This is a genomic window from Stutzerimonas sp. (assembly GCF_982611455.1).
On the sequence record NZ_CEXBBO010000002.1, the window covers coordinates 35,212 to 59,538 of the forward strand.

Annotated in this window: 23 protein-coding genes; 14 read left to right on the forward strand and 9 right to left on the reverse strand. The window is 60.7% G+C overall.

Annotation, left to right across the window (positions count from 1 at the left end):
* Positions 1-183 precede the first annotated feature (183 nt).
* From AC2LD7_RS01420 to AC2LD7_RS01440, 5 genes are all read left to right on the forward strand, one after another.
* Positions 184-438: a hypothetical protein gene (locus tag AC2LD7_RS01420; protein WP_484596076.1), complete on the forward strand. Its 255-nt coding sequence runs from the start codon at positions 184-186 to the stop codon at positions 436-438.
* Positions 439-663: 225 nt separating this feature from the next.
* On the forward strand, positions 664-1,797 hold the full coding sequence (gene coxB, locus AC2LD7_RS01425) for a cytochrome c oxidase subunit II (protein WP_484596077.1): 1,134 nt from the start codon (positions 664-666) through the stop codon (positions 1,795-1,797).
* A 13-nt stretch (positions 1,798-1,810) separates the two neighbouring features.
* On the forward strand, positions 1,811-3,439 hold the full coding sequence (ctaD, locus tag AC2LD7_RS01430; protein ID WP_484596078.1) for a cytochrome c oxidase subunit I: 1,629 nt from the start codon (positions 1,811-1,813) through the stop codon (positions 3,437-3,439).
* Positions 3,440-3,721: 282 nt separating this feature from the next.
* On the forward strand, positions 3,722-4,303 hold the full coding sequence (locus AC2LD7_RS01435) for a cytochrome c oxidase assembly protein (RefSeq protein WP_484596079.1): 582 nt from the start codon (positions 3,722-3,724) through the stop codon (positions 4,301-4,303).
* Positions 4,300-5,199: a cytochrome c oxidase subunit 3 gene (locus AC2LD7_RS01440; protein ID WP_484596080.1), complete on the forward strand. Its 900-nt coding sequence runs from the start codon at positions 4,300-4,302 to the stop codon at positions 5,197-5,199. The genes AC2LD7_RS01435 and AC2LD7_RS01440 overlap by 4 nt, the downstream gene beginning before the upstream one ends.
* A 161-nt stretch (positions 5,200-5,360) precedes the next feature.
* Here AC2LD7_RS01440 and AC2LD7_RS01445 read toward each other — a convergent pair whose 3' ends face one another.
* Positions 5,361-5,561 (reverse strand): twin transmembrane helix small protein, encoded by a 201-nt coding sequence (locus AC2LD7_RS01445; RefSeq protein WP_484596081.1) that lies wholly within the window; start codon positions 5,559-5,561, stop codon positions 5,361-5,363.
* A gap of 82 nt (positions 5,562-5,643) precedes the next feature.
* Between AC2LD7_RS01445 and AC2LD7_RS01450 the strand changes: the two genes are divergently transcribed.
* The 5 genes from AC2LD7_RS01450 (at position 5,644) to AC2LD7_RS01470 (ending at position 9,739) form a co-directional block, all read left to right on the forward strand.
* Positions 5,644-6,351: an SURF1 family protein gene (locus AC2LD7_RS01450; RefSeq protein WP_484596246.1), complete on the forward strand. Its 708-nt coding sequence runs from the start codon at positions 5,644-5,646 to the stop codon at positions 6,349-6,351.
* Positions 6,352-6,356: 5 nt separating this feature from the next.
* A complete protein-coding gene (locus AC2LD7_RS01455) occupies positions 6,357-6,938 on the forward strand; it encodes a hypothetical protein (protein WP_484596082.1) in 582 nt (193 codons plus the stop codon).
* A 152-nt stretch (positions 6,939-7,090) separates the two neighbouring features.
* Entirely contained in the window at positions 7,091-8,167 is a 1,077-nt protein-coding gene (locus AC2LD7_RS01460) for a COX15/CtaA family protein (RefSeq protein ID WP_484596083.1), read from the forward strand.
* A gap of 17 nt (positions 8,168-8,184) precedes the next feature.
* Positions 8,185-9,087 (forward strand): heme o synthase, encoded by a 903-nt coding sequence (gene cyoE / locus AC2LD7_RS01465; RefSeq protein ID WP_484596084.1) that lies wholly within the window; start codon positions 8,185-8,187, stop codon positions 9,085-9,087.
* 19 nt (positions 9,088-9,106) lie between these two features.
* A complete protein-coding gene (locus AC2LD7_RS01470; protein ID WP_484596085.1) occupies positions 9,107-9,739 on the forward strand; it encodes an SCO family protein in 633 nt (210 codons plus the stop codon).
* 135 nt (positions 9,740-9,874) lie between these two features.
* On the opposite strand, the gene AC2LD7_RS01475 is transcribed toward AC2LD7_RS01470, so the two are convergent.
* From AC2LD7_RS01475 to AC2LD7_RS01485, 3 genes are all read right to left on the reverse strand, one after another.
* Positions 9,875-10,648 (reverse strand): MetQ/NlpA family ABC transporter substrate-binding protein, encoded by a 774-nt coding sequence (locus AC2LD7_RS01475; protein WP_484596086.1) that lies wholly within the window; start codon positions 10,646-10,648, stop codon positions 9,875-9,877.
* 69 nt (positions 10,649-10,717) lie between these two features.
* Positions 10,718-11,383, reverse strand: a complete 666-nt coding sequence (locus tag AC2LD7_RS01480) for a methionine ABC transporter permease (RefSeq protein ID WP_484596087.1) — start codon at positions 11,381-11,383, stop codon at positions 10,718-10,720.
* The gene (locus AC2LD7_RS01485; RefSeq protein ID WP_484596088.1) at positions 11,383-12,390 is read right to left on the reverse strand and encodes a methionine ABC transporter ATP-binding protein; all 1,008 of its coding nucleotides are present in this window, start codon (positions 12,388-12,390) and stop codon (positions 11,383-11,385) included. Before AC2LD7_RS01485 ends, AC2LD7_RS01480 begins: the two co-directional genes overlap by 1 nt.
* Before the next feature lie 192 nt (positions 12,391-12,582).
* Between AC2LD7_RS01485 and katE the strand changes: the two genes are divergently transcribed.
* Positions 12,583-14,805 (forward strand): catalase HPII, encoded by a 2,223-nt coding sequence (gene katE / locus AC2LD7_RS01490; protein WP_484596089.1) that lies wholly within the window; start codon positions 12,583-12,585, stop codon positions 14,803-14,805.
* A gap of 166 nt (positions 14,806-14,971) precedes the next feature.
* On the opposite strand, the gene AC2LD7_RS01495 is transcribed toward katE, so the two are convergent.
* The 4 genes from AC2LD7_RS01495 to zur form a co-directional block, all read right to left on the reverse strand.
* Positions 14,972-15,478, reverse strand: coding sequence for a YgjP-like metallopeptidase domain-containing protein (locus tag AC2LD7_RS01495; protein ID WP_484596090.1), 507 nt, complete (start codon positions 15,476-15,478; stop codon positions 14,972-14,974).
* Positions 15,479-15,545: 67 nt separating this feature from the next.
* Entirely contained in the window at positions 15,546-16,334 is a 789-nt protein-coding gene (gene znuB / locus AC2LD7_RS01500) for a zinc ABC transporter permease subunit ZnuB (RefSeq protein WP_484596091.1), read from the reverse strand.
* A 5-nt stretch (positions 16,335-16,339) separates the two neighbouring features.
* A complete protein-coding gene (gene znuC / locus AC2LD7_RS01505; RefSeq protein ID WP_484596092.1) occupies positions 16,340-17,110 on the reverse strand; it encodes a zinc ABC transporter ATP-binding protein ZnuC in 771 nt (256 codons plus the stop codon).
* Positions 17,107-17,592, reverse strand: a complete 486-nt coding sequence (zur, locus tag AC2LD7_RS01510) for a zinc uptake transcriptional repressor Zur (RefSeq protein WP_484596093.1) — start codon at positions 17,590-17,592, stop codon at positions 17,107-17,109. The genes znuC and zur overlap by 4 nt, the downstream gene beginning before the upstream one ends.
* Before the next feature lie 65 nt (positions 17,593-17,657).
* Here zur and znuA point away from each other — a divergent pair, with 65 nt between their 5' ends.
* Positions 17,658-18,623 (forward strand): zinc ABC transporter substrate-binding protein ZnuA, encoded by a 966-nt coding sequence (znuA, locus tag AC2LD7_RS01515; protein WP_484596094.1) that lies wholly within the window; start codon positions 17,658-17,660, stop codon positions 18,621-18,623.
* Positions 18,624-18,731: 108 nt separating this feature from the next.
* Here znuA and AC2LD7_RS01520 read toward each other — a convergent pair whose 3' ends face one another.
* Entirely contained in the window at positions 18,732-19,136 is a 405-nt protein-coding gene (locus tag AC2LD7_RS01520) for a transcriptional regulator (RefSeq protein WP_484596095.1), read from the reverse strand.
* 19 nt (positions 19,137-19,155) lie between these two features.
* On the opposite strand from AC2LD7_RS01520, the gene AC2LD7_RS01525 reads away from it, so the two are divergent.
* Both AC2LD7_RS01525 and AC2LD7_RS01530 read left to right on the forward strand, forming a co-directional pair.
* On the forward strand, positions 19,156-21,297 hold the full coding sequence (locus tag AC2LD7_RS01525) for a site-specific DNA-methyltransferase (protein WP_484596096.1): 2,142 nt from the start codon (positions 19,156-19,158) through the stop codon (positions 21,295-21,297).
* Entirely contained in the window at positions 21,294-24,236 is a 2,943-nt protein-coding gene (locus AC2LD7_RS01530) for a DEAD/DEAH box helicase (protein ID WP_484596097.1), read from the forward strand. The genes AC2LD7_RS01525 and AC2LD7_RS01530 overlap by 4 nt, the downstream gene beginning before the upstream one ends.
* Positions 24,237-24,327: the final 91 nt, after the last annotated feature.

Genomic DNA, 24,327 nt, shown 5'->3' on the forward strand with positions numbered 1-24,327 from the left:
TGCTTTTGCGCTTGAGACAGGCCCGCTATCCCCGCGACCTTGCCAAACGGTTCTTTTCTAAGGACCTCACCGGAAACACCGCAAGGCGGCTCGCCGGAACTATACGCAGCGCGCCGCGCACCAATCTCTGTATTGCTGCGGCGCCGGTATGGCCCGGCGCGCATACGCATTCTCGGAGGCAATGTGGATTGGATCGACCTGCTGCAATGGCCGGCAATGGTGGTCACGGTTCTGGCGGCCTGGCTGATCGGCTCGCTGAAGCCGGGGCGGCGTACGGTGGGGTTCTGGTGTTTTCTGCTGAGCAACCTGCTATGGGTGATTTGGGGTTGGCACGCTCAAGCATGGGCGCTGATCACGCTGCAGGTGTGTCTGGCACTGATGAATATTCGCGGTGTGAAGAAGAACGATGATCCCGCAGAAGCTGAAGCCAGCGCCTGAACTGAACGAGAGTCTGACGAAATTGCCAGTCCGGGATCGCTGTCTATACTCCGTTCGTAAGCGTACCGATTGAATCCGACTGTCCATGCAAAGCGCCGCCTGGCAACCAGGAATTGGGGGGAGCCAGGTCGGAGCCTGATCAGGTCATTGAATCGAGCGTGTTGCTCGTTGGTGATCGGACCGAAGCAGTCGGCGGGATAACAAGAACCATAAGGGGAACCCGCAATGTCGCGACATCCACGAGTCTGGATGGGGATTGGGCTGTGGTCGCTATTCGGTCAGGCCCAGGCGGCCTGGGACGTGAATATGCGCTCCGGTGCCACAGAGGTCAGTCGCTCCGTTTTCGATCTGCACATGACCATCTTCTGGATCTGCGTGATCATCGGCGTGCTGGTGTTCGCGGTGATGTTCTGGTCGATGTTCGCTCACCGCCGCTCCAAGCGGCTGGAATCGGCGCACTTTCACGAGAACACCAAGGTCGAGGTGCTCTGGACCATCATTCCGCTGCTGATTCTGGTCGGCATGGCGGTACCGGCGACCCGTACGCTGATCCACATCTACGACGCGTCCGAATCGGATGTCGATATTCAGGTCACCGGCTACCAGTGGAAGTGGCACTACAAGTACCTGGGCGAGGATGTGGAATTCTTCAGCAACCTCACCACCCCGCGCGACCAAATCAACAATCTTGCGCCCAAGGGCGAGCATTACTTGCTGGAGGTGGACCAGCCGCTGGTCATTCCGGTCGGCTCCAAGGTGCGCTTCCTGATCACCTCGGCGGACGTCATCCATTCCTGGTGGGTACCGGACCTGGCGGTGAAAAAGGATGCGATTCCCGGCTTCATCAACGAATCCTGGACCCGCATCGATGAGCCCGGCATCTACCGCGGCCAGTGCACCGAGCTGTGCGGCAAGGACCACGGCTTCATGCCGGTGGTCGTGGATGTGAAGTCAAAGGAAGACTACGCCGCCTGGTTGGGCGAGAAGAAGGCCGAGGCCGCCAAGCTCGCCGAGCTGACCAGCAAGGAATGGACGCTCGAAGAGCTGGTCGCCCGCGGCGAGACCGTTTACCAGACCAACTGCGCGTCCTGCCACCAGCCGACCGGTGAAGGCCTGCCACCGATGTTCCCTGCACTTAAGGGTTCGCCCATCGCCACTGGCGAAGCGGAAGACCATTTGAGCATCGTCGTCAAAGGATCGCCGGGTACGGCAATGCCGTCCTTCGGCCCGCAACTGTCGGAGGTCGACCTCGCTGCCGTGGTGACCTACGAACGCAACGCGTGGGGCAACGACAAGGGCGACATGGTCACGCCGAAAGACGTGCTCGACTTCAAACAGGCCGAAGAAGCCAGTCAATAAGAGGAAGGCGGCGATGAGTGCAGTGATCGACGATCATGGTCATGCCGGGCATGACCATCACCATGGCCCGGCCAAGGGGCTGATGCGCTGGGTGCTGACCACCAATCACAAGGACATCGGTTCGATGTACCTGTGGTTCAGCTTCTGCGCCTTCCTCCTTGGTGGTTCCTTCGCCATGGTCATCCGCGCCGAGTTGTTCCAGCCGGGCCTGCAAATCGTGCAGCCGGAGTTCTTCAACCAGATGACCACGATGCACGGCCTGATCATGGTATTCGGCGCGGTGATGCCGGCCTTCGTCGGCCTGGCCAACTGGATGATTCCGCTGATGATCGGCGCGCCAGACATGGCCCTGCCGCGGATGAACAACTTCAGCTTCTGGCTGTTACCGGCAGCCTTCACCCTGCTGGTCAGCACCTTGTTCATGGAGGGAGGTGGGCCCAACTTCGGCTGGACTTTCTATGCACCGCTGTCGACGACTTACGCGCCGGAGTCGGTGACCTTCTTCATCTTCGCCATCCATCTGATGGGCATCAGTTCGATCATGGGCGCGATCAACGTGGTGGCGACCATCCTCAATCTGCGCGCCCCCGGCATGACGCTGATGAAAATGCCGCTGTTCGTCTGGACCTGGCTGATTACGGCCTTCCTGCTGATCGCGGTGATGCCGGTGCTTGCCGGTGTGGTGACCATGATGCTGATGGATATCCACTTCGGCACCAGTTTCTTCAGCGCCGCGGGCGGCGGTGATCCGGTGCTGTTCCAGCATGTGTTCTGGTTCTTCGGCCATCCCGAGGTGTACATCATGATCCTGCCGGCGTTCGGCGCGGTCAGTTCGATCATCCCGGCGTTCAGCCGCAAGCCGCTGTTCGGCTACACCTCGATGGTCTACGCCACCGGGGCGATCGCCTTCCTCTCGTTCATCGTCTGGTCGCACCACATGTTCACGGTCGGCATTCCGCTGACCGGCGAGCTGTTTTTCATGTACGCGACCATGCTGATCGCAGTGCCGACCGGAGTGAAGGTGTTCAACTGGGTCTCGACCATGTGGCGTGGCTCGCTGACCTTCGAGACGCCGATGCTGTTCGCCGTGGCCTTCGTCATCCTGTTCAGCATTGGCGGCTTCTCCGGGCTGATGCTGGCCATTGCCCCGGCGGACTTCCAATACCACGACACCTACTTCGTGGTGGCGCACTTCCACTATGTGCTGGTGCCCGGCGCGATCTTCGGCATCTTCGCCTCGGCCTACTACTGGTTGCCCAAGTGGACCGGGCATATGTACGACGAGACGTTGGCCAAGCTGCATTTCTGGATGAGCTTTATCGGCATGAACCTGGCGTTTTTCCCGATGCACTTCGTCGGGCTGGCCGGCATGCCGCGGCGGATCCCCGACTACAACATGATGTTCGCCAACTTCAACATGGTCTCGAGCATCGGCGCTTTCATGTTCGGTACCACTCAGCTCTTGTTCTTGTTCATCGTCATCAAGTGCATCCGCGGCGGCCCGGCGGCTGCGGCTAAACCCTGGGACGGCGCCGAAGGACTGGAGTGGAGCGTGCCGTCGCCCGCGCCTTACCACACCTTCAGCGTGCCGCCGAGTGTGGAGGAGCTGCATGAGCATCGGACGGGGCCCAAGCATGAATAATGGAGCCGCTGGAGGCTGGAGGCCGGAGGCTGGACGAACGGTGGCTTCAATGGCGTGCGCTGCAGCTGCTCGGGAGTTGGCCGCTAGCTGCATTGGTGGGCTGAAGCCCACCCTACGCCATCCGTATAGCGGCGAGTCCTTCGCGGGGTGGGCCGGGCGGCGCTCCGCTTCAGCCCACCAGAGTGGCTGCGAAAGCATTGTAGGGTGGGCTTCAGCCCACCAGTGCAAGGGTGCCAAGCCGAAGCCTGTGCACGATAAACGGCCCAATGCGAGGAGGATGCAATGAGCGATTCCCTGCCCACCGCCCGTTTGGTGCGCCGTCTGCTGCTCGTCGTGGTGGCGATGTTCGCTTTCGGCTTCGCGCTGGTGCCGATCTACGACGTGATGTGCAAGGCCTTCGGCATCAACGGCAAGACGGCCGGCGCTTACGAAGGCACGCAGACGGTGGACGAGGCACGCGAGGTGCGGGTGCAGTTCCTCGCCACCAATGCGTCGGGGATGGTCTGGGAATTCAAGCCGATAGCCGACCAGATCAGCGTGAACCCCGGGTCCAGCCGGGAGATGCGCTTCATCGCCTACAACCCAACCGATAAGCCGATGACGGCGCAGGCGGTGCCCAGCGTGTCGCCATCCAAGGCGGCGGCGTTTTTCCACAAGACCGAGTGCTTCTGCTTTACCCAGCAAGTGCTGCAGCCCGGTGAGCGCATCGAGATGCCGGTGCGTTTCATCGTCGATCGTGATCTACCCGCAGATGTGCGTCACCTGACGCTCGCCTACACCCTGTTCGACATCACGTCTCGCCAACCTCCCGTCGCCGTCGTTGATCAGGCGTCCGCGGTGGCGACGAAGGAGAGTCTGCAATGAGCCAACAGACCACACCGCACGAGAATTACTACGTTCCCGCCCAGAGCAAGTGGCCGATCATCGCCACGATTGCACTGCTGGTCACCGTTTATGGCCTCGGCACCTGGTTCAACGATCTCAAGGCCGAGCGCGCGGAATCCAACGGTCCACTGATCTTCTTTATCGGCGCGTTGCTGATCGCCTACATGATGTTCGGCTGGTTCGGCTCGGTGGTTCGCGAGGGTCGTGCCGGGCTCTACAGCGCGCAGATGGACCGTTCGTTCCGCTGGGGCATGAGCTGGTTCATCTTCTCCGAGGTGATGTTCTTTCTTGCCTTTTTCGGCGTTCTTTTCTACGTCCGCTATTGGGCCGGCCCCTGGCTCGGTGGCGATGGCGACAAAGGCGTCAGCAACATGCTTTGGCCCAATTTCGAATACACCTGGCCGCTGCTGAACAACCCGGATCCCCAAATCTATCCAGCGCCTGAAGGCACCATCAGTCCTTGGGGATTACCGCTGATCAACACCCTCTTGCTGGTCAGCTCCAGCTTTACCGTGACCTGGGCGCATCACGCACTGCGCAAGGGAAATCGCAAGCACCTCAAGTTGGGGCTGGGTTTGACCGTGCTCCTCGGCGCCTCGTTTCTAGCCCTGCAAGCTGAGGAATACGTGCACGCTTATACCGAACTCGGGCTGACGCTTGGCTCGGGTATCTACGGCGCAACCTTCTTCATGCTCACAGGCTTTCACGGCGCTCACGTGACCATGGGCGCAATTATTCTGACGGTGATGCTGGTGCGCAGTTTTCGTGGCCACTTCACGCCTGAGCAGCACTTCGGTTTCGAGGCCGCGACCTGGTACTGGCACTTCGTCGACGTGGTGTGGATCGGTCTGTTCATCTTTGTCTACGTGCTTTAAAGCCGACAACGGCGCGGGAGGCCGGAGGCTGGACGAGGCAAGACGCGAACCGTCTCTGTAGGCGGGTGTGACGCGCCGATGCGGTTTTGCACGATGCGTAGGTTGCACCCGCCAGGGTCGTAGGGTGGGTGAAGCCCATCATGGAGTTTTAAGGATGTGTCTTAACCGAAACCCGGCTGCAACTGACCGGTATAAAAACCCCAGGCGATGAGCGCGACCGTCAGGGCAGAGAGGGAGACGCGAACGAACAATGCGGTCACCAGGCGAGAGGATTTGCCCTCGTCTTTGACCAGAAAGAACAAACCACTGAACAGACTGACCAGCGTGGCTACTAATAACAGAACAATTGCCGCCTTGAGCATGAGCGGGTCCGCCGTGATAGGTGAACGGGGAGAAGTGGGGGTGCAGTATAGCCAGCCGGATCGATACGCCGCAGGGCAGGGCATGAACGGCTTCAAACCCGGTCTGGTGCCGACTTTGGTGGTGCTGACCTTGCTACCGTTGCTGGTCTGGCTGGGCTTCTGGCAGCTGGAGCGCGGAGAGCAGAAGCGAGACATGCTGGCGCGTCAGGAGGCTCGCGAACAAGCCGCGCCCGTGAGTCCGGAGCAGATCGAACAGCTTGCCGATCCCGCCTACAGCCGCATCTATCTACAGGGCAGCTTCGATGCCGAGCACAGCTTTTTGCTGGACAGCCGCACGCGCGACGGTCAGGTCGGTGTCGAGCTGCTGCAACCCTTTCAAGATCAGCCCAGCGGTCGCTGGGTCCTGGTGAACCGCGGTTGGATACCTTGGCCGGATCGGCGAATCCCACCGAAATTCGACACCCCGGATCGTCCGCTGAAGCTGGCCGCCTGGACCTACGCACCCACTGGAAAGCCGTTCATCCTCAATAGCCGAATGGCGGAAGGCTGGCCACGGTTGATCAATCACGTCGACGTCGAGGCGCTGTGGGAGTTGCTTGGGCGCGATGGCATCAAGTACGAGCTGCGACTGGAGCCGGGCCCGGCGGCCTACCGCGCCGACTGGCCGATCACCGCCATGCGTCCGCAGCAACATCTGGGCTACGCCGTGCAGTGGTTTGCGTTGGCGGCAGCGTTGCTGGCGCTGTTCATCTATTTCGGCGTGCATCAGGCACGGGGGAGCAAGCAGTGAATGCGATGAATCCGACAATCTATCCTTCCGCGCCTCATCGGCGTCGCGGGCGGCTTCAGCTGCTGCTGATCCTGGCGGTAGTGATCGGGCCGATGCTGCTGGCCTCGGCGATGTACCGCTTCGACTTTTGGGTGCCGGAAACCCGAACCTACGACGGTACGCTCGTCGCTACCGGTCAGGGCCGCGACGCGCTCGGCGTGACCGCGCCGGTAGCGGCCGAGCCGCGCTGGGAGCTGCTGGTGACCGCCCCGGACGGCTGCGACGAGGCCTGTCAGCAACTGGTCTATCTGGCGCGGCAGATCAATATCGGCCTGGCGCGTGAAGCCGGGCGCGCCAGCCATGCCCTGGCCAGCGGGCAGACGTTGGCTGCCGATTACGCGCAGCGCCTCCAGCGCGAATACCCGCAATTGCAGCGCTATTCACTGGACCCAGCGGTGTATGCCCGCCACCCCGAGGCACCCGGCGGCGCACAGCTGTGGATCGTCGACCCGCACGGCAACCTGGTGCTGCGCTACGACGCGAAAGCCAACGGCAAGGCCATCCTCGACGACCTGAAGCATTTGTTGAAAATCTCCCAGATTGGATAAAGACGATAAGAACGATAAAGGCTGGAGGCTGGACGGGGGGGAAACCAAGTACAGATGGCAACACGAAACGAAGAAGGGGCTGTCGGGTTGAAGGCTCAGCAACGACTAAAGACTGATCGCCCAGCCTCCAGCCCGAGTGAAACGAGGACCTTATGCCGCAAACGTCACGCCCCGGTTATCGCCTTGCCGTATTCGCCACGCTGCTGGCCGTTGTGGTGGTACTGCTCGGCGCCTACACCCGCCTGACCCACGCCGGGCTCGGCTGCCCTGATTGGCCCGGTTGCTACGGCTTTCTCGCCGTGCCCATGAGCGAGCAAGCGCAGAGCCTGGCGGCGCTGCGCTTCCCTGAGGCCCCGCTGGAGGTGCACAAGGGCTGGAACGAGATGGTCCATCGCTACTTCGCCGGCGCGCTGGGGCTGGTGATTCTCGGACTCACCGTGCAAGCCGTGCGCCGTCGGTCGCTGCCGGAGCAACCGCTGAAGTTGCCGCTATTGCTGCTGGCGGTGGTGATCGCCCAGGCAGCCTTCGGCATGTGGACCGTGACCTTGCAACTCTGGCCACAGGTAGTAACCGCACATCTGCTGGGTGGCTTCACCACCTTGAGCTTGCTGTTTCTGCTGAGTCTGCGTTTGTCGGGCAAGCACATTGACCTGCCCGTGCTGCCGACCAGGCTGCGCGCGCTGGCAGCCGGTGCGCTGGTCTTGGTGATCGCTCAGATCACCCTTGGTGGCTGGGTCAGCAGCAACTATGCGGCCGTCGCGTGCACTGATTTCCCTACCTGCCATGGCGAATGGTGGCCGCAGATGGATTTCGCCAACGCCTTCAATCTGGCCCAGCATGATATTGGCCCCAACTACCTGGGAGGCATGCTTTACGGCGAGGCGCGCACCGCTATTCATTTCACCCACCGTCTTGGCGCGCTGAGCGTAGCGCTGGTGCTGTTGGCTCTCGCCTGGCAGCTCTGGTGCCATGGCATGGCGCGTCTTGCCGGGCTGTTGCTGGCCGCGCTGACGCTGCAGATCGGCCTCGGTATCAGCAACGTGCTGCTCAACCTGCCGCTGGCAGTAGCCGTCGCCCACAACGCCGGTGGCGCGCTGCTGCTGCTGGTCTGCGTCCTGATCAACCATCGCCTCTACGTGGCGCGCCGGCCTTATGCCATGGCGCAGCCGCACGCGACGCCACGAACCCTTTCGAATACCACGGGCGGGCTCGACCTGCCTCGCGCTTGACCAGAAGGAGAATCCCCATGGCGACGACTCTACTCAGCGAACGCGGCGTCCAGGCCACTTGGCGCGATTACCTCGAACTGACCAAGCCGAAAGTGGTGCTGCTGATGCTCATCACGTCCTTGGTGGGCATGTTTCTCGCCACGCGCGCCGGCGTGCCCTGGACGGTGCTGCTCTTCGGTAATCTCGGAATCGCGTTTTGCGCCGGCGGAGCGGCGGCGGTCAACCATGTGGTCGACCGGCGCATCGATTCGGTCATGGCGCGCACCCACAAAAGACCGCTGGCCGAAGGGCGGGTCTCGCCAGCGGCGGCACTGCTGTTCGCGCTGCTGCTCAGTGTCGCGGGGATGGGCCTGCTGCTGGCCTTCACCAACGCCCTGGCGGCTTGGCTGACGCTGGCCTCGCTGATCGGCTATGCGGTGATCTATACCGGTTTCCTCAAGCGCGCCACGCCGCAGAACATCGTCATCGGCGGGTTGGCTGGTGCTGCGCCACCGCTGCTCGGCTGGGTCGCGGTAACGGGCCAGGTGACCGCTGAACCACTGTTGCTGGTGCTGATCATCTTCGCCTGGACGCCGCCGCACTTCTGGGCGTTGGCGATCCACCGCAAGGCGGAATACGCCAAGGTCAATGTCCCAATGCTGCCGGTGACCCATGGCGAGCACTACACCAAGGTGCACATCCTGCTCTATACCGCGGTGCTGTTGGCGGTGAGCTTCATGCCCTTCGCCATTCACATGAGCGGCCCGCTTTACCTGGCGTCGGCTGTGCTGCTGGGCGCGCGTTTTCTGTTCTGGGCCGTCGTACTCTACCGCGACAGCCGGCCTCACGCGGCAATCAAGACCTTCAAATTCAGCATCTGGTACCTGTTCGCGCTGTTCATCGCGCTGCTGGTTGATCATTATCTGCTGCTAAACATCTAGCAGGCAGCCAAGGACCTTCATGACACGCATCCAGAAAACCGTATTCATCCTCGTGGCGTTGGTTGCGCTGGTCATTGGCTTGACCGTCTACAAGGTGCTCAATACGGAGCAGCAACTCGACACCGCCGAGCTGCTCGATGCGGGTATTGTCATGCTGCCGCAGGGGCGTGATGTGCCAGACCTGACGTTGACCAACCAGGACGGCGAATCGGTATCGATGGATCAGCTCGAAGGACGCTGGAACCTGCTGTTCTTCGGTTATACCTTCTGCCCGGACATTTGCCCCGCCACCCTCGCCGAGCTGCGGCAGCTGCGCGGCAAGCTACCGGAAGAAGTGCGCCAGCGGATGCAGCCGATCCTAGTCAGCGTCGACCCCGAACGCGATACCCCGGAACAGCTGAAAAAGTACCTCGACTATTTCGGTGCCGGCTTCATCGGCCTGACTGGCCCGCTGGATGACATCCAGACCCTGGCCAACGCCGTCGGTGTCCCGTTCATCCCGGCCGACACCTCGAAAGAAAACTACACCGTCGATCACGGCGGCAACCTTGCACTTGTCGGTCCGGACGGTCGCCTGCGCGGCTTCATCCGCGCCCCACTGCGCCCAGAAAAACTTGCCGAGCAATTGCCGGCGGTATTGGCGCTGGAATAGGCTGATCGGGAAACGAAGGTCGGTGAAACCCATCAAGCCGGGTCTCAGCCACGCGGAAGAATAAAAAAGCCCGCGCTGGCATGTGCCAGGCGGGCCTTGGTGGGTGCCGATCGGCGCGATCGGCGGATCATCCGCTTAGAACGCTGGTACGACCGCACCCTTGTACTTCTCGTTGATGAACTGCTTCACCGCGTCGCTGTGCAGGGCTTGGGCCAGCTTCTGCATGGCGGCGCTGTCTTTGTTATCCGGGCGGGCGACGAGGATGTTCACATAAGGCGAGTCGCTACCTTCGATGACCAGGGCGTCTTCGGTGGGATTGAGCTTGGCTTCTAGCGCGTAGTTGGTGTTGATCAGCGCCAGGTCGACCTGAGTCAGCACGCGCGGCAGGGTCGCGGCTTCCAGTTCACGGATCTTGATGTGCTTCGGGTTTTCGGCGATGTCTTTCGGCGTGGCGGTGATGCCGGCGCCTTCTTTCAGCGTGATAACGCCTGCTTTTTGCAGCAGCAGCAGGGCGCGGCCGCCGTTTGTGGCATCGTTGGGGATGACTACGGTGGCGCCATCGGGCAGCTCGTCCAGTGACTTCAATTTGTCGGAATAGGCGCCGAAGGGCTCGATGTGTACGCCAGCGACGCTGACCAGTTCGGTGCCCTTGCCCTTGTTGAATTCATCCAAGTACGGCTGGTGCTGAAAGAAGTTGGCGTCCAGACGCTTCTCGGCAACCTGGATGTTCGGCTGCACGTAGTCGGTGAAGACTTTCACGTTCAGCTCCACGCCTTGCTCGGCCAGCTGCGGTTTGACGAATTCGAGAATTTCCGCGTGCGGGACGGCGGTGGCGGCGACGTTCAGTTCGTCAGCGGCATGTGCAGAGAAGGCCGCAACAGCGGCGAGGGCGGCAAGCAGTTTTTTCATGGATGGCTCCTTATCGATGTGGCGCACAGGCGCCGCCATCTGTGGTTGAACATGCGTTAACTAGGGCAATTATTTACGGGAAAAATGCGTCACCAGCTTGTCGCCGACGCTTTGCAGCACCTGCACCAGTACCAGCAGCAGAACGACTGTGACCACCATGACGTCGGTCTGGAAGCGTTGATAACCGAAGCGGATGGCCAGATCGCCAAGCCCGCCGGCACCCACCACGCCAGCCATGGCGGTGTAGGACACCAGCGTGATTGCGGTAACGGTAACGGCAGCGATGATGCCGGGGCGCGCTTCGGGTAGCAGGGCGCTGAAAATAATCTGCCGAGTCGTGGCGCCCATGGCCTGCGTCGCCTCGATGATGCCGCGGTCCACTTCGCGCAGGGCGGTTTCCACCAGGCGCGCGAAGAACGGTGCAGCACCCACCACCAGCGGCGGAATTGCCCCAGCTACACCCAATGATGTACCGGTTATCAGCACCGTGAAGGGAATCATCACGATCAGCAGGATGATGAACGGCAGCGATCGCAGCACGTTGACCACGAGCGAGAGGAAGGCGTACAGCGGACCGTTCTCGAACAGCTGGCGCGGGCCGGTGAGGAACAGCAGCACGCCCAGCGGCAGGCCGAGCAGAATGGTGAACAGCAGCGAACCGCCAAGCATCAGCAGCGTGTCCAGCGTCGCCAGCCAGATTTCGTACCAGTCGACGTTTGCTAGCAAAGCTTCCATCAGCGCAGCACCTCCACATGTACGTCCGCGGCATCCAAGCGCGCCAGCGCTGCCGCCATGTCACCGCCGACCAGGGCCAGGGTCAGCTGGCCGTAGGGCGTGTCCTTGATACGGTCGATGCGCCCGGAAAGGATGCTGAAATCCACCCCGGTTTCCCGCGCGACGGTACCCAGCAGCGGCTTGTAGGTGGCTTCGCCCTGGAACGTCAGACGCAGGATGCGACCCGGCACATGGGCAAAGTCGTCGCGTTGCTCGCCTTCCTCGACGGCTTCGTCTTCAAGCACGAAACGTTGGGTAGTCGGATGCTTGGGATGCAGGAACACATCCGTCACCGCACCCTGTTCAACGATCTCGCCGCCATCCATCACCGCCACGCGGTCACAGACCCGACGGATCACATCCATTTCGTGGGTGATCAGCACGATGGTCAATTTCAATTCGCGGTTGATTTCCGCCAGCAGCTGCAGCACCGAGGCGGTGGTTTGCGGATCGAGCGCGCTGGTGGCCTCGTCGCAGAGCAGAATGTCCGGCTCGGTGGCGAGCGCACGGGCGATGCCGACGCGCTGTTTCTGCCCGCCGGAAAGCTGCGCGGGATACTTGCGTGCCTGCTCCTTCAGGCCGACGCGATCGAGCAGCGCGGCGACACGGCTGTCGATCTCGCTACGCGAGTAAGTGCCGGCCAGACGCAGCGGCATGGCGACGTTATCCGCCACGGTCTTGGACATCAGCAGATTGAAATGCTGAAAGATCATGCCTACACGTTGGCGGAAGCGCCGCAGGCCATCGGCATCCAACGCAGTGACGTCTTCGCCGTTGACCAGAATGCGTCCGCCGGAGGGTTCTTCGAGACGGTTGATCAGGCGCAGCAGAGTGCTTTTGCCGGCACCGGAATGGCCGATCAGACCGAACACTTCGCCAGCGCCGATCTCCAGTTGGGTCGGTCGCAGCGCCGGTATCTCGCGGCCGGCGCTCCGGTAGGTTTTATGGACTTGCTGGAATTCGATCACGGGCGAACCTTGTGGGTGCGGTCGTCAGTGCCGGGATAATCGGCGAAAGGCGTGCATTCTACGCGTTTGTGCCTCATCGGCGTAGCGAACCTGCCTTCATTGAAGCAACCCATCGCAACCATAGGCTGAGCAAATCGATGCACGGCGCAACCTTGTACAGCTTTCGCAGGTCACTAACCGGTACGCCGTGAATTGATCCATGCATCAGGCCCCAGCAAGAGCGGCCATGGCCTTTCGCGGTTCAGCTCATTTGCTCAACCGAGGCCCATCATGACGAACAACAAAGATCCAAAGCACAGCGAGTTGGCGGGTACAGATACCGTCGATCGCAAGAATCACAGCGCCAAACTCGATGATCTCGAGGCATCACGCAGCGATGCCACCGGCGAGGCATTGACCACCAATCAAGGTGTGAAGATTGCCGACAACCAGAACACTTTGAAGGCTGGCGAGCGCGGCCCGTCGTTGCTCGAAGACTTCATCATGCGCGAGAAGCTCACGCACTTCGACCATGAGCGGATACCGGAGCGCATCGTCCATGCTCGCGGCACCGCCGCCCACGGCGTATTCGTCAGCTACGACGATCACAGCGCGCTGACCAAGGCGTCTTTTCTTGCCGGCAAAGGTAAGGAAACGCCAGTGTTCGTGCGATTTTCCACCGTGCAGGGGTCGCGCGGTTCAGCCGATACCGTGCGTGACGTCCGCGGCTTCGCCACCAAGTTCTACACAGACGAGGGCAACTTCGATCTGGTCGGCAATAACATGCCGGTGTTCTTCATCCAGGATGCGATCAAGTTTCCCGACTTCGTCCATGCGGTAAAGCCTGAGCCGCACAACGAAATTCCGCAGGGCCAATCGGCTCATGACAATTTCTGGGATTTCGTCTCACTGACGCCTGAGTCGGCACACATGGTCATCTGGGCCATGTCCGACCGTGGTATCCCGCGCAGCTACCGGGCAATGGAAGGCTTTGGCGTGCATACCTTCCGCCTGGTCAACGCCGAGGGCGTCAGCCGCTTCGTCAAATTCCACTGGAAGCCGGTCTCTGGCGCCTATTCGCTGGTCTGGGACGAGACCCTGAAGCTGGCCGGTAAAGACCCGGACTTCAATCGCCGTGACATGTGGGAATCCATCGAAATGGGCGACTACTTCGAGTGGGAACTGGGCGTGCAGGTGGTAGAAGAGGCCGACGAACACACGTTCGACTTCGACCTGCTCGACCCGACCAAGATCATCCCCGAGGAGCTGGTGCCGGTGCAGAAGCTCGGCAAGATGACCCTCAACCGCAACCCGGACAACTTCTTCGCCGAGACCGAGCAGGCCGCCTTCCACATCGGCCACATCGTGCCTGGCATCGATTTCACCAACGATCCGCTGCTGCAAGGCCGGTTGTTTTCCTACACCGACACCCAGCTGCTGCGCCTCGGCGGGCCGAACTTCCACGAGATCCCGATCAACCGCTCGATCGCGCCCACGCACAACAATCAGCGCGACGCCTTTCATCGACAAACGATCAACAAGGGCCGCGCCAACTACGAGCCCAATTCCATCGACAGCGGCTGGCCGAAGGAAACCCCACCAGCGGCCAGTGGCGGTGGCTTCGAGAGCTACCCGGAGCGCATGGAAGGACATAAGGTGCGCGTGCGCAGCCCGTCGTTCGCGGATCATTTCTCCCAGGCCACACTGTTCTGGAACAGCATGAGCGCGCCGGAGAAAGAACACATCATCGGCGCCTACAGCTTCGAGCTGGGCAAGGTCGAGCGGGTGTTCATTCGTGAGCGCCAGGTTAACGAGATCCTCGCCAATATCGATCTGGAGCTGGCGCGCCGGGTGGCCGAGAACATCGGCGTAACGCCGCCGACCGCACCGACTGTCAGCATCAAGCAGCCGACACCGGCCAGCTCACCGGCGCTGAGCCTGATGAATCATCTGTCGGGCAATATCAAATCGCGCAAGGTGGCCATCCTCATCGCTAATGGCGTGGACGGTGCCGCCATTGATGCCTTCAAGCAGAAGCTGGCTGGCGAAGGCGCGCTGGCCAAGCTGATCGGCCCCTCACCGGCCCCGGTGAAAACGGCCGATGGCAAGATGCTCACTCCCGACGCGGCTATGGACGGCATGCCTTCCATCGCCTTCGATGCGGTGTTCGTGCCTGGCGGCGCGCAAAGCGTGCAGGCCATGGCCAAGTCCGGCGTGGCCAAGCACTACCTGCTCGAAGCCTACAAGCACCTAAAACCGATCGCCGTGCTGGGCGATGCGCGGCAACTGCTCACGGCGCTTAACCTGCCGGAAGATGCCGGCCTGGTGACAGGCGACGATGGGGATGTGGCCACGGTGTTTGTAGCGTTCGCGCAGGCGCTGGCGCAACACCGCATCTGGGCGCGTCAGCCTGCGGCGGATCAAGTGCCGGCCTAAACGCCCGAGCAGACGACCCGGCAGGCCTACGGCTTGCAATCGCCCCGAGGCGGGCCTCCTACTGGATTTGGCATGCGCCGTGCCAGTCGTGGGAGGCCCGCCCTCGGGGCGAAGCTCTTGGAGGTTGGCAGTTCACACCTGGCGGCGCTGGTATCGCGTGTCGCTCTCAGGCGCTTTCCAGTTCACGCCAGTGCAGGTAGCAGCGCAGATCGAATTCGGTCTGCGCGTAGCCGGGCATCATGTGTTCGCAGAGTTTGTAGAACGCGCGGTTGTGCTCGCTCTCACGCAGATGTGCCAACTCGTGCACGACGATCATTCGCAGAAATTCCGGCGCCGCTTCCTTGAATAGCGCGGCGACGCGGATCTCCTTCTTCGCCTTCAGCTTGCCGCCCTGCACGCGCGATACGGCGGTGTGCAGGCCAAGGGCGCGGTGGGTCAGGTCCAGGCGATTGTCGTAGAGCACCTTGTCGATACCCGGCGCGCTTTTCAGGTGTGCCTGCCTGAGTTTCTGGACGAAGTCATACAGCGCTTTGTCGCTCTGAATCTGATGGCGCTGCGGATAACGTCGGGCGAGATAATCGCCCAGGCGCTGTTCGGCGATCAGGTGCCGAACCTGCTGTTGCAGAGCGTCCGGGTAGCCTTGGAGATAGCGCAGGGGCGCGGTTGGGTTCATGACTGTTCGTATGCCCGGCAGCGTTGAAAGGTTGGTGTGGCGGGTTGCACCCACTCTACTCGTTGCATCAGCCTGAGCGGCGTGGCCAGGCGAAGCTCAGCAGGAACAACCCCGCCGCCGACACCACGATCGACGGCCCGGCTGGCGTGTCCTGATACCAAGACAACGCCAACCCGCAGCACACCGCCAGCAGCCCCAGCAGACTGGCGCCGAAGGCCATCTGTTCCGGCGTGCGTGCATGGCGCTGGGCAGCCGCGGCGGGAATGATCAACAGCGAGGTAATCAGCAGCACGCCGACAATCTTCATCGCCACCGCAATGACTATGGCAATCAGCAGCATCAGCGCCAGACGGATGCCTGCAACCGGCAGGCCTTCGACCTTGGCCAGCTCTTCATGCACGGTCACCGCCAGTAGCGGTCGCCACAGCAGCATCAGAATGAGCAGGACCAGCGCGCTGCCTGCGACGATCCAGGCCAGATCGGTCGGGCTCACGGCCAGCAGATCGCCGAACAGGTAACCCATCAGATCGATGCGTACATCCTGCATGAAACTCAGCGAAACCAGCCCCAGCGACAAGGTGCTGTGCGCCAGAATTCCGAGCAGGGTGTCCGATGCCAGCGGCTGGCGTTGTTGCAAGGTCACCAGCAACACCGCTAGCAGCACGCAGCAGACGATTATCGCCAGGGTCAGGTTGACCTCCAGCATCAACCCCAGCGCGACGCCGAGTAGCGCCGAATGGGAAAGGGTGTCGCCAAAATAGGCCATACGCCGCCAGACCACGAAAGAGCCGAGCGGGCCGGCCACCAGGGCCAGGGCCAGGCCGGCGAGCAGCGCGTTGAGAAGAAAATCAGGCATGTTGATCAATGTTTGCAATTCGGGCCATGGACATGGGTTTTGTCGGTGACCACGCTACCGTGCAGGTCGTGGCTGTGGTCGTGCTGGTGGTGGTAGATCGCCAGGCTGCGGGCATCCTGGCCGAACAGTTCGACGAAGGCCGGATCGTTGCTGACTTGCTCCGGGTGGCCCGAACAGCAGACATGACGATTCAGGCAAACGACCTGATCGGTGGCGCTCATGACCAGATGCAGATCATGAGAAACCATCAGCACACCGCAGCCATAGCGATCCCGCAGACGGCCGATCAGCCGATAGAGTTCGGCCTGGCCGGATACATCGACGCCTTGCACCGGTTCGTCCAGCACCAGCAACTCGGGCTTGCGCAGTAACGCCCGCGCGAGCAGCACACGCTGCATTTCACCGCCAGAGACAGTCTGCAACGGGCTGTCGATAACGTGCTCGGCGCCAACTTCGGCCAGCGCGGTCAGAGCGCTGGCGCGGTCCACTTTGGGCACCAGACGCAAAAAACGCAGCACCGACAGCGGCAACGTAGGGTCGACGTGGAGCTTCTGCGGCATATAGCCAACGCGCAGTTTGGGTTTGCGCCAGACCGTGCCGCTGTCGGGCTGAAGCAGGCCGAGCACGGCGCGTACCAGCGTAGTTTTGCCCGCGCCGTTGGGACCGATCAGGGTAACGATTTCGCCGCGATGCACCTGCAACTGAGCGCCTTCGAGCACGGCCTGCTTGGCAAACCGCACGTGGACGTCATCCAGACGGATCAGCGCTTCGCTCATGCGGCGCTCCGGCACGGCGCGCAAAGGCCAACCACTTCGACCGTCTGGCCTTCGACGCTGAAATCGACGCTGGCCGCCGCGGTCGTGATCGCATCGCTGATGGCTGCATGTTCCAGCTCGATGGCGGTGTGGCAATTGCGACAGATCAAGAATTGTCCCTGATGTGGGTGTTCCGGATGGTTGCAACCGATGAAGGCGTTGAGCGATGCGATCCGATGCACTAAGCCGTTTTCCAACAGGAAATCCAACGCCCGATAGACGGTCGGCGGCGCGGCGCGACGGCCATCCTGCTCGGTCAGCTCGCCGAGGATGTCGTAGGCGCCGAGTGGCTTGTGACTTTGCCAGACCAGCTCCAGCACGCGTTTGCGTAGTGCGGTAAGGCGCACGCCGGAACGCGCGCAGAGCGTGTCGGCTTCGGCCAGTGCATGACTGACGCAGTGATCATGATCGTGTGGCGTATAGGCCAGCGGAGTCTTGGGCATATGCAGAGACGAGGTTGTGGAGAGACGTTATTATGTTACCTATTCAGTCCAGTCGAGTGTTGCCCGTGTACCGTCTTTTTTCATCGCCACTGCTTCTGACCATATCCTTGTTCTCCAGTGCCCCGGCCCGTGCCGAGGTCGATTTGCTGACCAGCATCAAGCCGCTGCAATTGATAGCGGCGGCGGTGCAGGAGGGTGTCGACACGCCGGCCGTGCTGCTGCCCGCCGGGGCGTCCGCCCATCATTACGCGTTGCGTCCGTCGGATGTCCGGCACGTGCGCGGCGCCGACCTGTTTTATTGGATCGGCCCGGATATGGAAGGCTTTCTGGCCCCGGTGCTCAAGGGCCGCGACGGGCCGAAGGTTGTGCTGCAATCACTGCCGGGCCTGACCTTGCGCCACTTCGGTGACAGCCACGACGAGCACGATCACCACAGTGAAAGCCATGACGGTCATGCAGAGCATGCCGGCCATGATGAGCACGCAGAGCATGATCACGATCATCGTCCGGGCAGCCTTGATGCGCACCTCTGGCTGCTGCCGGCCAATGCCCTGGTAATTGCCGAGCAGATGGCTGGCGATCTCGCCGTGCTCGATCCGACGAACGCCCAGCGCTACCAGGCCAATCTCGCCGCGTTCAAGGCACGCCTGGACGCGCTCGACCAGCGTCTGCAAACTCGTCTGGCTGCGGTGTCCGACAAGCCATTTTTCGTTTTCCATGAAGCCTACGACTATTTCGAGACCGCCTATGGCCTCGAACACACGGGCGCATTCAGCGCTGGCGGCGAGACTCAGCCGGGCGCGCGACACGTCGCCGCTATGCGCGAGCGCCTGCAACAGGCCGGCCCCAGCTGTGTGTTCTATGAGCCACCGAGCCGCCCACGCCTGGCCGACACGCTGAGTCGCGGATTGCCGGTGAAGCTGGCCGAACTCGATGCCATGGGCAATACCATCGAAGCCGATGCGCGTGGCTATGAGCGTTTGGTAGAAGGCCTCGGTACGACACTCGCCGAATGCCTCGAATCGCTCTAATAAAGGCAATCCGACAAAATAGGCTCATAAATTTTTGCGCGGAGTGGGCTCGATGCCTCCGCTGCTCCGGCTATCTATCCATCGCGGCGATCCGGCGACCTAAGCCCTTCACTTCTGTGGCTGAGCTTCTCTGCTCTTGGTAAAAGCCATGATCACTTCGCGAATGATCTTGCGTTGTTCGGCCGGCAGGTCCAGATAGGCCTGCATCACTTCTCGCTCCTCTCCGATCAAAGCTTGATCCCAGCGGCTGCGGGTTTCTTGGATGCGTAGGGAGGCCCTCTCGCCGAAGCGCAATACATGTGGTTCTACTCGTAGCCATTCGGCTAGCACCTGCAGCTTGTCCTGCTCGGGCATCGACCGGCCGGTCAGCCAAGAGCGCGCTGCTTGGAAACTAACCGAGCGCCCCCAGTAGCGTGAATTGAATTGCTTTTCCAACACGCCGGGGCGGGCTTCATAGCCGGCATCGAGCATGGCGGCTTTCAGGCGTTCGGCAAAAAGGGCTTTTTCGTTCATGGAACCGAAAGTTAGGTCCATGATTGAACTGTGGTTTAGTTTTGGTTCAGTATCCGTTGAATTTTCGTTTCAATGGATGCAGTACCACCTCATGGCCAGATCCTTGCTGGAGCAACTCCCCGAAATCGTCGCCCGCGGGCGGCAGGTTGCAGTAAAAATTCTTGAGAGCTTGGAAGGGCGCCACCGGGTGGGTTTACAAACCCGCGAATGGGTCTTGCCGTCGAAGGACAGCAAGACCACGGACTGGATTGCCGGCAATCTGCGCCAGCAAGCGCTGGCCTCGATGCAGGGCGGGCTGCCAAGTGGGGTGCAGCCATCGCGCGGAGATGGTGAAGCGGAAATGCCCTGGCGCAACCGGCTGATCTATGGCGACAACCTGCTAGCCATGGCTGCATTGCTCGCCGGCGATGAAGCCACCGGGTTGACCAGCATGCGCGGCAAGCTCGACCTGATCTATATCGACCCGCCGTTCGACTCCAAGGCCGACTACCGCACTAAAGTCTCTCTGCCGGGTGTGGAGCTTGAACAGAAACCTACGGTAATCGAACAGTTCGCCTATTCGGATACTTGGAGCGACGGTACCGCCTCCTATCTAGAAATGATCACACCACGGCTGATTCTAATGCGCGAGCTGCTGAGCGATAGCGGCTCGATCTATGTGCATCTGGATTGGCATGTGGGGCATTACGTCAAGCTGGTAATGGATGACGTATTTGGGAAAGGTTGTTTCAGAAACGAAATACGGTGGAAACGACAACCAGTAAGGGGCGCAAAGGCTACCGGTAAGCAATTTGCTAGAAACTCAGAGTCACTGTTCTTCTATTCAAAAGGCGAAACGTATTCTTGGTATAACGTTTACAAACCGTATGACGCGGAGTTCATCAGAGCTAAGTTCCGACCAGATGCCAACGGGCGCCTTTTCAGAGACTGTGACCTGGGAGATTACTCTGATACATCAATTGCCACATTTGAAGCGCAAGGTAAAATTTATAGGACCAGTACGGGCAAACGGCGCTTAATCCGGTTCTTGGACGAAGAAAAAGGAGAAGCTCTTGGGGATATCTGGACTGACATCTCCGAAATAAACGCTATGGCAGATGAGCGAGTTGAGTACGCTACCCAAAAGCCCGCAAAACTCCTCGAACGAATAATCCAAGCTTCCTGCCCCGAAAACGGCCTGGTCGCCGATTTTTTCGGCGGGTCTGGTACAACCGCTGCCGTGGCCGAGAGGCTGGGCCGCCGCTGGATCACCAGTGACCTGGGTAAACCGGCCTGCATGATTATGCGCAAGCGGCTGATCGATCAGAACGCACAGCCATTCTTCTACCAAGCCATCGGCGACTACCACGTCGAATCGGCGAAGAACTCTCTGGGCCGCAGCTTCCGTATCGGCGACCTGTCGCAGATCGTATTGTCGCTGTATGGCGCCCTGCCGTTGGCCGAGCAGGAAAACCCCACACGCAACCTCGGCAGCGTCTCGGGCGGTGGCGTGCGTACCCTCGTTTATGCCGACTCACCGAACAAGCTGACCGGGGCGGCCACCTTGAAGAAGGCCCTGGCCCAACGCGACAGCCTGCTCGGTGGCTGGGACAAGGTGGTGGTACTGGGCTGGAACTTCGAGTCGAATATCGGCGAAAGCATCGCTGCGTTCAATGATCCCAGCCTCGAAGTATTGGTGATACCGCCGGATCTACTCGACCGCTTGAAGAAGAAGGGCAGCCTGGAAAAGCTGCGCGGCACGGTGCGCTTCGCCAGCCTGCAATACCTGAAGATAAAACCGGTGCGCAGACTGCGTAGCGCCGATGGACAGCAGGAAACGCTGACGGTCGATCTAGCCAATTACGTGCTGCTGTCGCCGGAAGCGATCAATCTCGACGATGCCAACCGGGCCAAATTGCAGGCGGTGATAAACAAGGAACCGCTGGCATTGATCGAGTACTGGGCGGTGGACCCGGACTACGATGGCCAGGTGTTCCGTTCGGTATGGCAGGATTATCGCGGCAATGCGGATAACGACGGCGATCCTTTACGGGTGGTGGCCCAGGCCGTGCTGAACGTTCCGGCCAAGACGGGTCCGCGCCGGGTCTGCGTCCGGGCGGTGGATGTGTTCGGCTTCGAGGCTGAAGTAGCGGTCAATGTCGGCGTGGAGGGCGTGCAATGAGCGAACTCGCCAGCAACGAGCGCGAACAGCTGCAACTCTCCGATGCCCTGACCGCCCGTACCAATGCCCTGTGTATTGGGCTGGAAGAGGGTACGGCGGATATCTTCGAACTGGTTACACCGACCACTGCCGAACTGCTGACTTGGTGGTTCGGCTCGGAAATGGTCGCCTCGCGTAATGGTGTGAATTTTCATCCAGGCCAGCGCCAGGCGATTCTCAACGCCATCGTTGCCCACGAAGTGCTCGGTTGCGCCACGCTGATGGATCTGTATCGGCAAGTGGCCCCGGATGCGTTGCTGACAAGCAAGCGGCTGAACGAGGTCAGCCAGGCCAAACATGCCCACCCCAAGTACTGCCTGAAAATGGCCACCGGCACCGGTAAGACCTGGGTATTGCAGGCGCTTCTGGTCTGGCAACTGCTGAACAAGACGGCGGCGCTGGAGGCGGATGTTGATGACCCACGTTTTACCCGTCATTTCCTGATCGTGGCGCCGGGACTGATCGTTTATGAGCGTCTGCTGGAAGCCTTCCTTGGCAAGGAAGTACGCGGCCAGCGCGTTTTCGCCAGTTCCGATGTGGCGCGCTATGCCGAGCTGTTCATTCCAGAAGCCCGGCGTGAGCAGGTATTCGGCTTTGTACGCAACAACAGCTGCACGAAGAATGAGATCGGCTTGAAGGCCACTGGCAATGGCCTAATTGCGATTACCAACTGGCATTTGTTAAGCGATGTCTCTGAAGACGACGATGACTACGAAATGAGCGCGCCGGGCACGCTCGCCGATCCACAGGATGTCATCGCTGGATTGCTGCCATTGCAGCCGGGCAGATCTGCTGGCAACAGCCTGGATATGCTCGATCGACGCTATGGCCGCGGCGACGTGCTCGAATATCTGGCTGGCTTGCCCGATCTGCTGGTATTCAACGATGAAGCGCACCATATACACGAGTTCAAGCGCGAAGGTGAAGTCACCGAAGTGGAATGGCAGAAAAGCTTGAGCCTGATCGCCGAGAGCAAGGGGCGGCGCTTCGTGCAGGTAGATTTTTCCGCCACCCCTTACAACGATGTTGGCAGCGGCAAGAACAAGCGCAAGCTGTATTTCCCCCACATCATCACTGATTTCGATCTGAAAACCGCTATGTCCGCCGGACTGGTGAAGTCGTTAGTACTTGACCGGCGAAAGGAAATCGGCGCACTGCCGCTGGAGTTCAAGGCCGAGCGTGACGCCGATGGCAACCCAGTTCTCGGCGAAGGCCAACGGGTGATGCTGCGCGCGGGCCTGCAAAAGCTGCGCAAGCTGGAAACCGATTTTGCGACCATCGCTCCCGAGCGCCACCCGAAGATGCTGGTCGTTTGCGAGGACACTAAGGTTTCGCCGCTGGTGGCGCAGTTCCTGTTGGACGAAGGGCTGGGCGAAGACGAGGTCATGACCATCGACTCGGGCAAGAAGGCCGAGTTGGGCGAAAAGCAGTGGGCGCCGGTACGCGAGCGGCTGTTCAACGTCGACGCTCATGCCAATCCGCGGGTGATCGTCAGCGTGCTGATGCTGCGTGAAGGCTTCGACGTCAACAATATCTGTGTGATCGTGCCGCTGCGTTCGAGCCAAGCGCAGATTCTCTTGGAGCAAACCATCGGGCGGGGCCTGCGGCTGATGTGGCGCGATCCGGAATACGCCGATATCAAGGCGGAGAACCGCGCGCGACTCAAGGCGGGGCAGGAGCCCGACAGCCTGATCGATGTCCTTACCATCATCGAGCATCCTGCTTTCCAGGCGTTCTACAACGAACTGATGCTGGAGGGGCTGGCCGGAAGCACCGGCGAAGGCAGCGACAACACCAGCAGCACTGGCGACATGTTGCCGGTCGGTCTGCGTGAGGACCATGGCCGCTATGACTTCGGCATTCCGTTCATTCTGCGTGACACCGAGGAATGGCTAGAGCATCAGGCACCAGCTATCGCCACCTTGCAACCCTTCACCCAGCTGAGCCAGCGGCAGCTCAAAGAGATGCTTGGCAAGAACGATATGTTCACCTCACACGACCTGCAGACGCAGACGCTGTTCGGCGACTATCGGGTGGATGGCGCGGTAATGAACGTTGGAGGCTACAACGACCTCCTTGCCCGACTGACTCGGCGCATCGCTCAAGCGTTGAGCCAACCGTTGCCGAAAGGCAACAAGATTGCCGAACATATGGCCAAGCCTTATTTGCAGCTCAATACCGCGGAACTGGCTGGCTGGATCGAAAGCTACATTGAGGAGAGGTTATTTAGCGAACCGTTCGAGCCTCTGATAGACGAGAATTGGCGCTTGTTGCTATTGCAACCCGTACTTGATCACATCACCCGCATATTTGCTTTGGCTTTGATCGAGGCGGAGACGATCAAGCCGCAAGGCGAGCTGGAAGTGAAGCATCGATACTTGTCCGAAGTGGCGAAGCTCTCGATGCAGGAGAAACATTCCCAGGCAGTCAACAAATGCATTTATGAGCGCCAGGGCTGGTCAGCCCGCCATGGCGGCCTGGAGCAGAGCTTCATTCACTGGGCCAGTCGCGATGCGAGCATCGCGGCGTTCTGCAAGATCAGCGAAACCCGCCATACCTTCGCCCGCCTGCGTTATGTCAGACAGGATGGCTTACCCGCGTTCTACTGCCCAGACTTTCTGGTGCGCACGGCCAAAGCCATCTATCTGGTGGAAACCAAGGCCCAGAAGGATGTCAATCACCCCGATGTGCAACGCAAGCTGAAGGCCGCGCACACCTGGTGCGAGCGGATCAACGGACTCCCATTCGAGCACCGCCAGGAGCTGCCCTGGCATTACGTGCTGCTTGGTGAAAGCTTGTTTTACGAATGGCAAGAAAAGAGCGCGAAGCTGGCCGAACTACTCGGTTTCGCACGGGTGCGCCCGGCGGCAACGGTAGTACGACAGGAACAATTGCTATAACGCGACCGTCTGTCCAGGTTCACGCTTCTTACGCCTCTCGGGTTGATATCGACCCTGTGTCTGCGAGTCCAAACGTTCTATGGTTGTTAAA

Excerpts from the sequence above, each read along its gene's own strand:
- coxB (WP_484596077.1), top strand. The coding sequence starts at position 664 with ATGTCGCGACATCCACGAGTCTGGATGGGGATTGGGCTGTGGTCGCTA.
- ctaD (WP_484596078.1), top strand. The coding sequence starts at position 1,811 with ATGAGTGCAGTGATCGACGATCATGGTCATGCCGGGCATGACCATCAC.
- AC2LD7_RS01435 (WP_484596079.1), top strand. The coding sequence starts at position 3,722 with ATGAGCGATTCCCTGCCCACCGCCCGTTTGGTGCGCCGTCTGCTGCTC.
- AC2LD7_RS01440 (WP_484596080.1), top strand. The coding sequence starts at position 4,300 with ATGAGCCAACAGACCACACCGCACGAGAATTACTACGTTCCCGCCCAG.
- AC2LD7_RS01445 (WP_484596081.1), bottom strand. The coding sequence starts at position 5,561 with ATGCTCAAGGCGGCAATTGTTCTGTTATTAGTAGCCACGCTGGTCAGT.
- AC2LD7_RS01450 (WP_484596246.1), top strand. The coding sequence starts at position 5,644 with ATGAACGGCTTCAAACCCGGTCTGGTGCCGACTTTGGTGGTGCTGACC.
- AC2LD7_RS01455 (WP_484596082.1), top strand. The coding sequence starts at position 6,357 with ATGAATCCGACAATCTATCCTTCCGCGCCTCATCGGCGTCGCGGGCGG.
- AC2LD7_RS01460 (WP_484596083.1), top strand. The coding sequence starts at position 7,091 with ATGCCGCAAACGTCACGCCCCGGTTATCGCCTTGCCGTATTCGCCACG.
- cyoE (WP_484596084.1), top strand. The coding sequence starts at position 8,185 with ATGGCGACGACTCTACTCAGCGAACGCGGCGTCCAGGCCACTTGGCGC.
- AC2LD7_RS01470 (WP_484596085.1), top strand. The coding sequence starts at position 9,107 with ATGACACGCATCCAGAAAACCGTATTCATCCTCGTGGCGTTGGTTGCG.
- AC2LD7_RS01475 (WP_484596086.1), bottom strand. The coding sequence starts at position 10,648 with ATGAAAAAACTGCTTGCCGCCCTCGCCGCTGTTGCGGCCTTCTCTGCA.
- AC2LD7_RS01480 (WP_484596087.1), bottom strand. The coding sequence starts at position 11,383 with ATGGAAGCTTTGCTAGCAAACGTCGACTGGTACGAAATCTGGCTGGCG.
- AC2LD7_RS01495 (WP_484596090.1), bottom strand. The coding sequence starts at position 15,478 with ATGAACCCAACCGCGCCCCTGCGCTATCTCCAAGGCTACCCGGACGCT.
- znuB (WP_484596091.1), bottom strand. The coding sequence starts at position 16,334 with ATGCCTGATTTTCTTCTCAACGCGCTGCTCGCCGGCCTGGCCCTGGCC.
- znuC (WP_484596092.1), bottom strand. The coding sequence starts at position 17,110 with ATGAGCGAAGCGCTGATCCGTCTGGATGACGTCCACGTGCGGTTTGCC.
- zur (WP_484596093.1), bottom strand. The coding sequence starts at position 17,592 with ATGCCCAAGACTCCGCTGGCCTATACGCCACACGATCATGATCACTGC.
- AC2LD7_RS01520 (WP_484596095.1), bottom strand. The coding sequence starts at position 19,136 with ATGAACGAAAAAGCCCTTTTTGCCGAACGCCTGAAAGCCGCCATGCTC.
- AC2LD7_RS01525 (WP_484596096.1), top strand. The coding sequence starts at position 19,156 with ATGATTGAACTGTGGTTTAGTTTTGGTTCAGTATCCGTTGAATTTTCG.
- AC2LD7_RS01530 (WP_484596097.1), top strand. The coding sequence starts at position 21,294 with ATGAGCGAACTCGCCAGCAACGAGCGCGAACAGCTGCAACTCTCCGAT.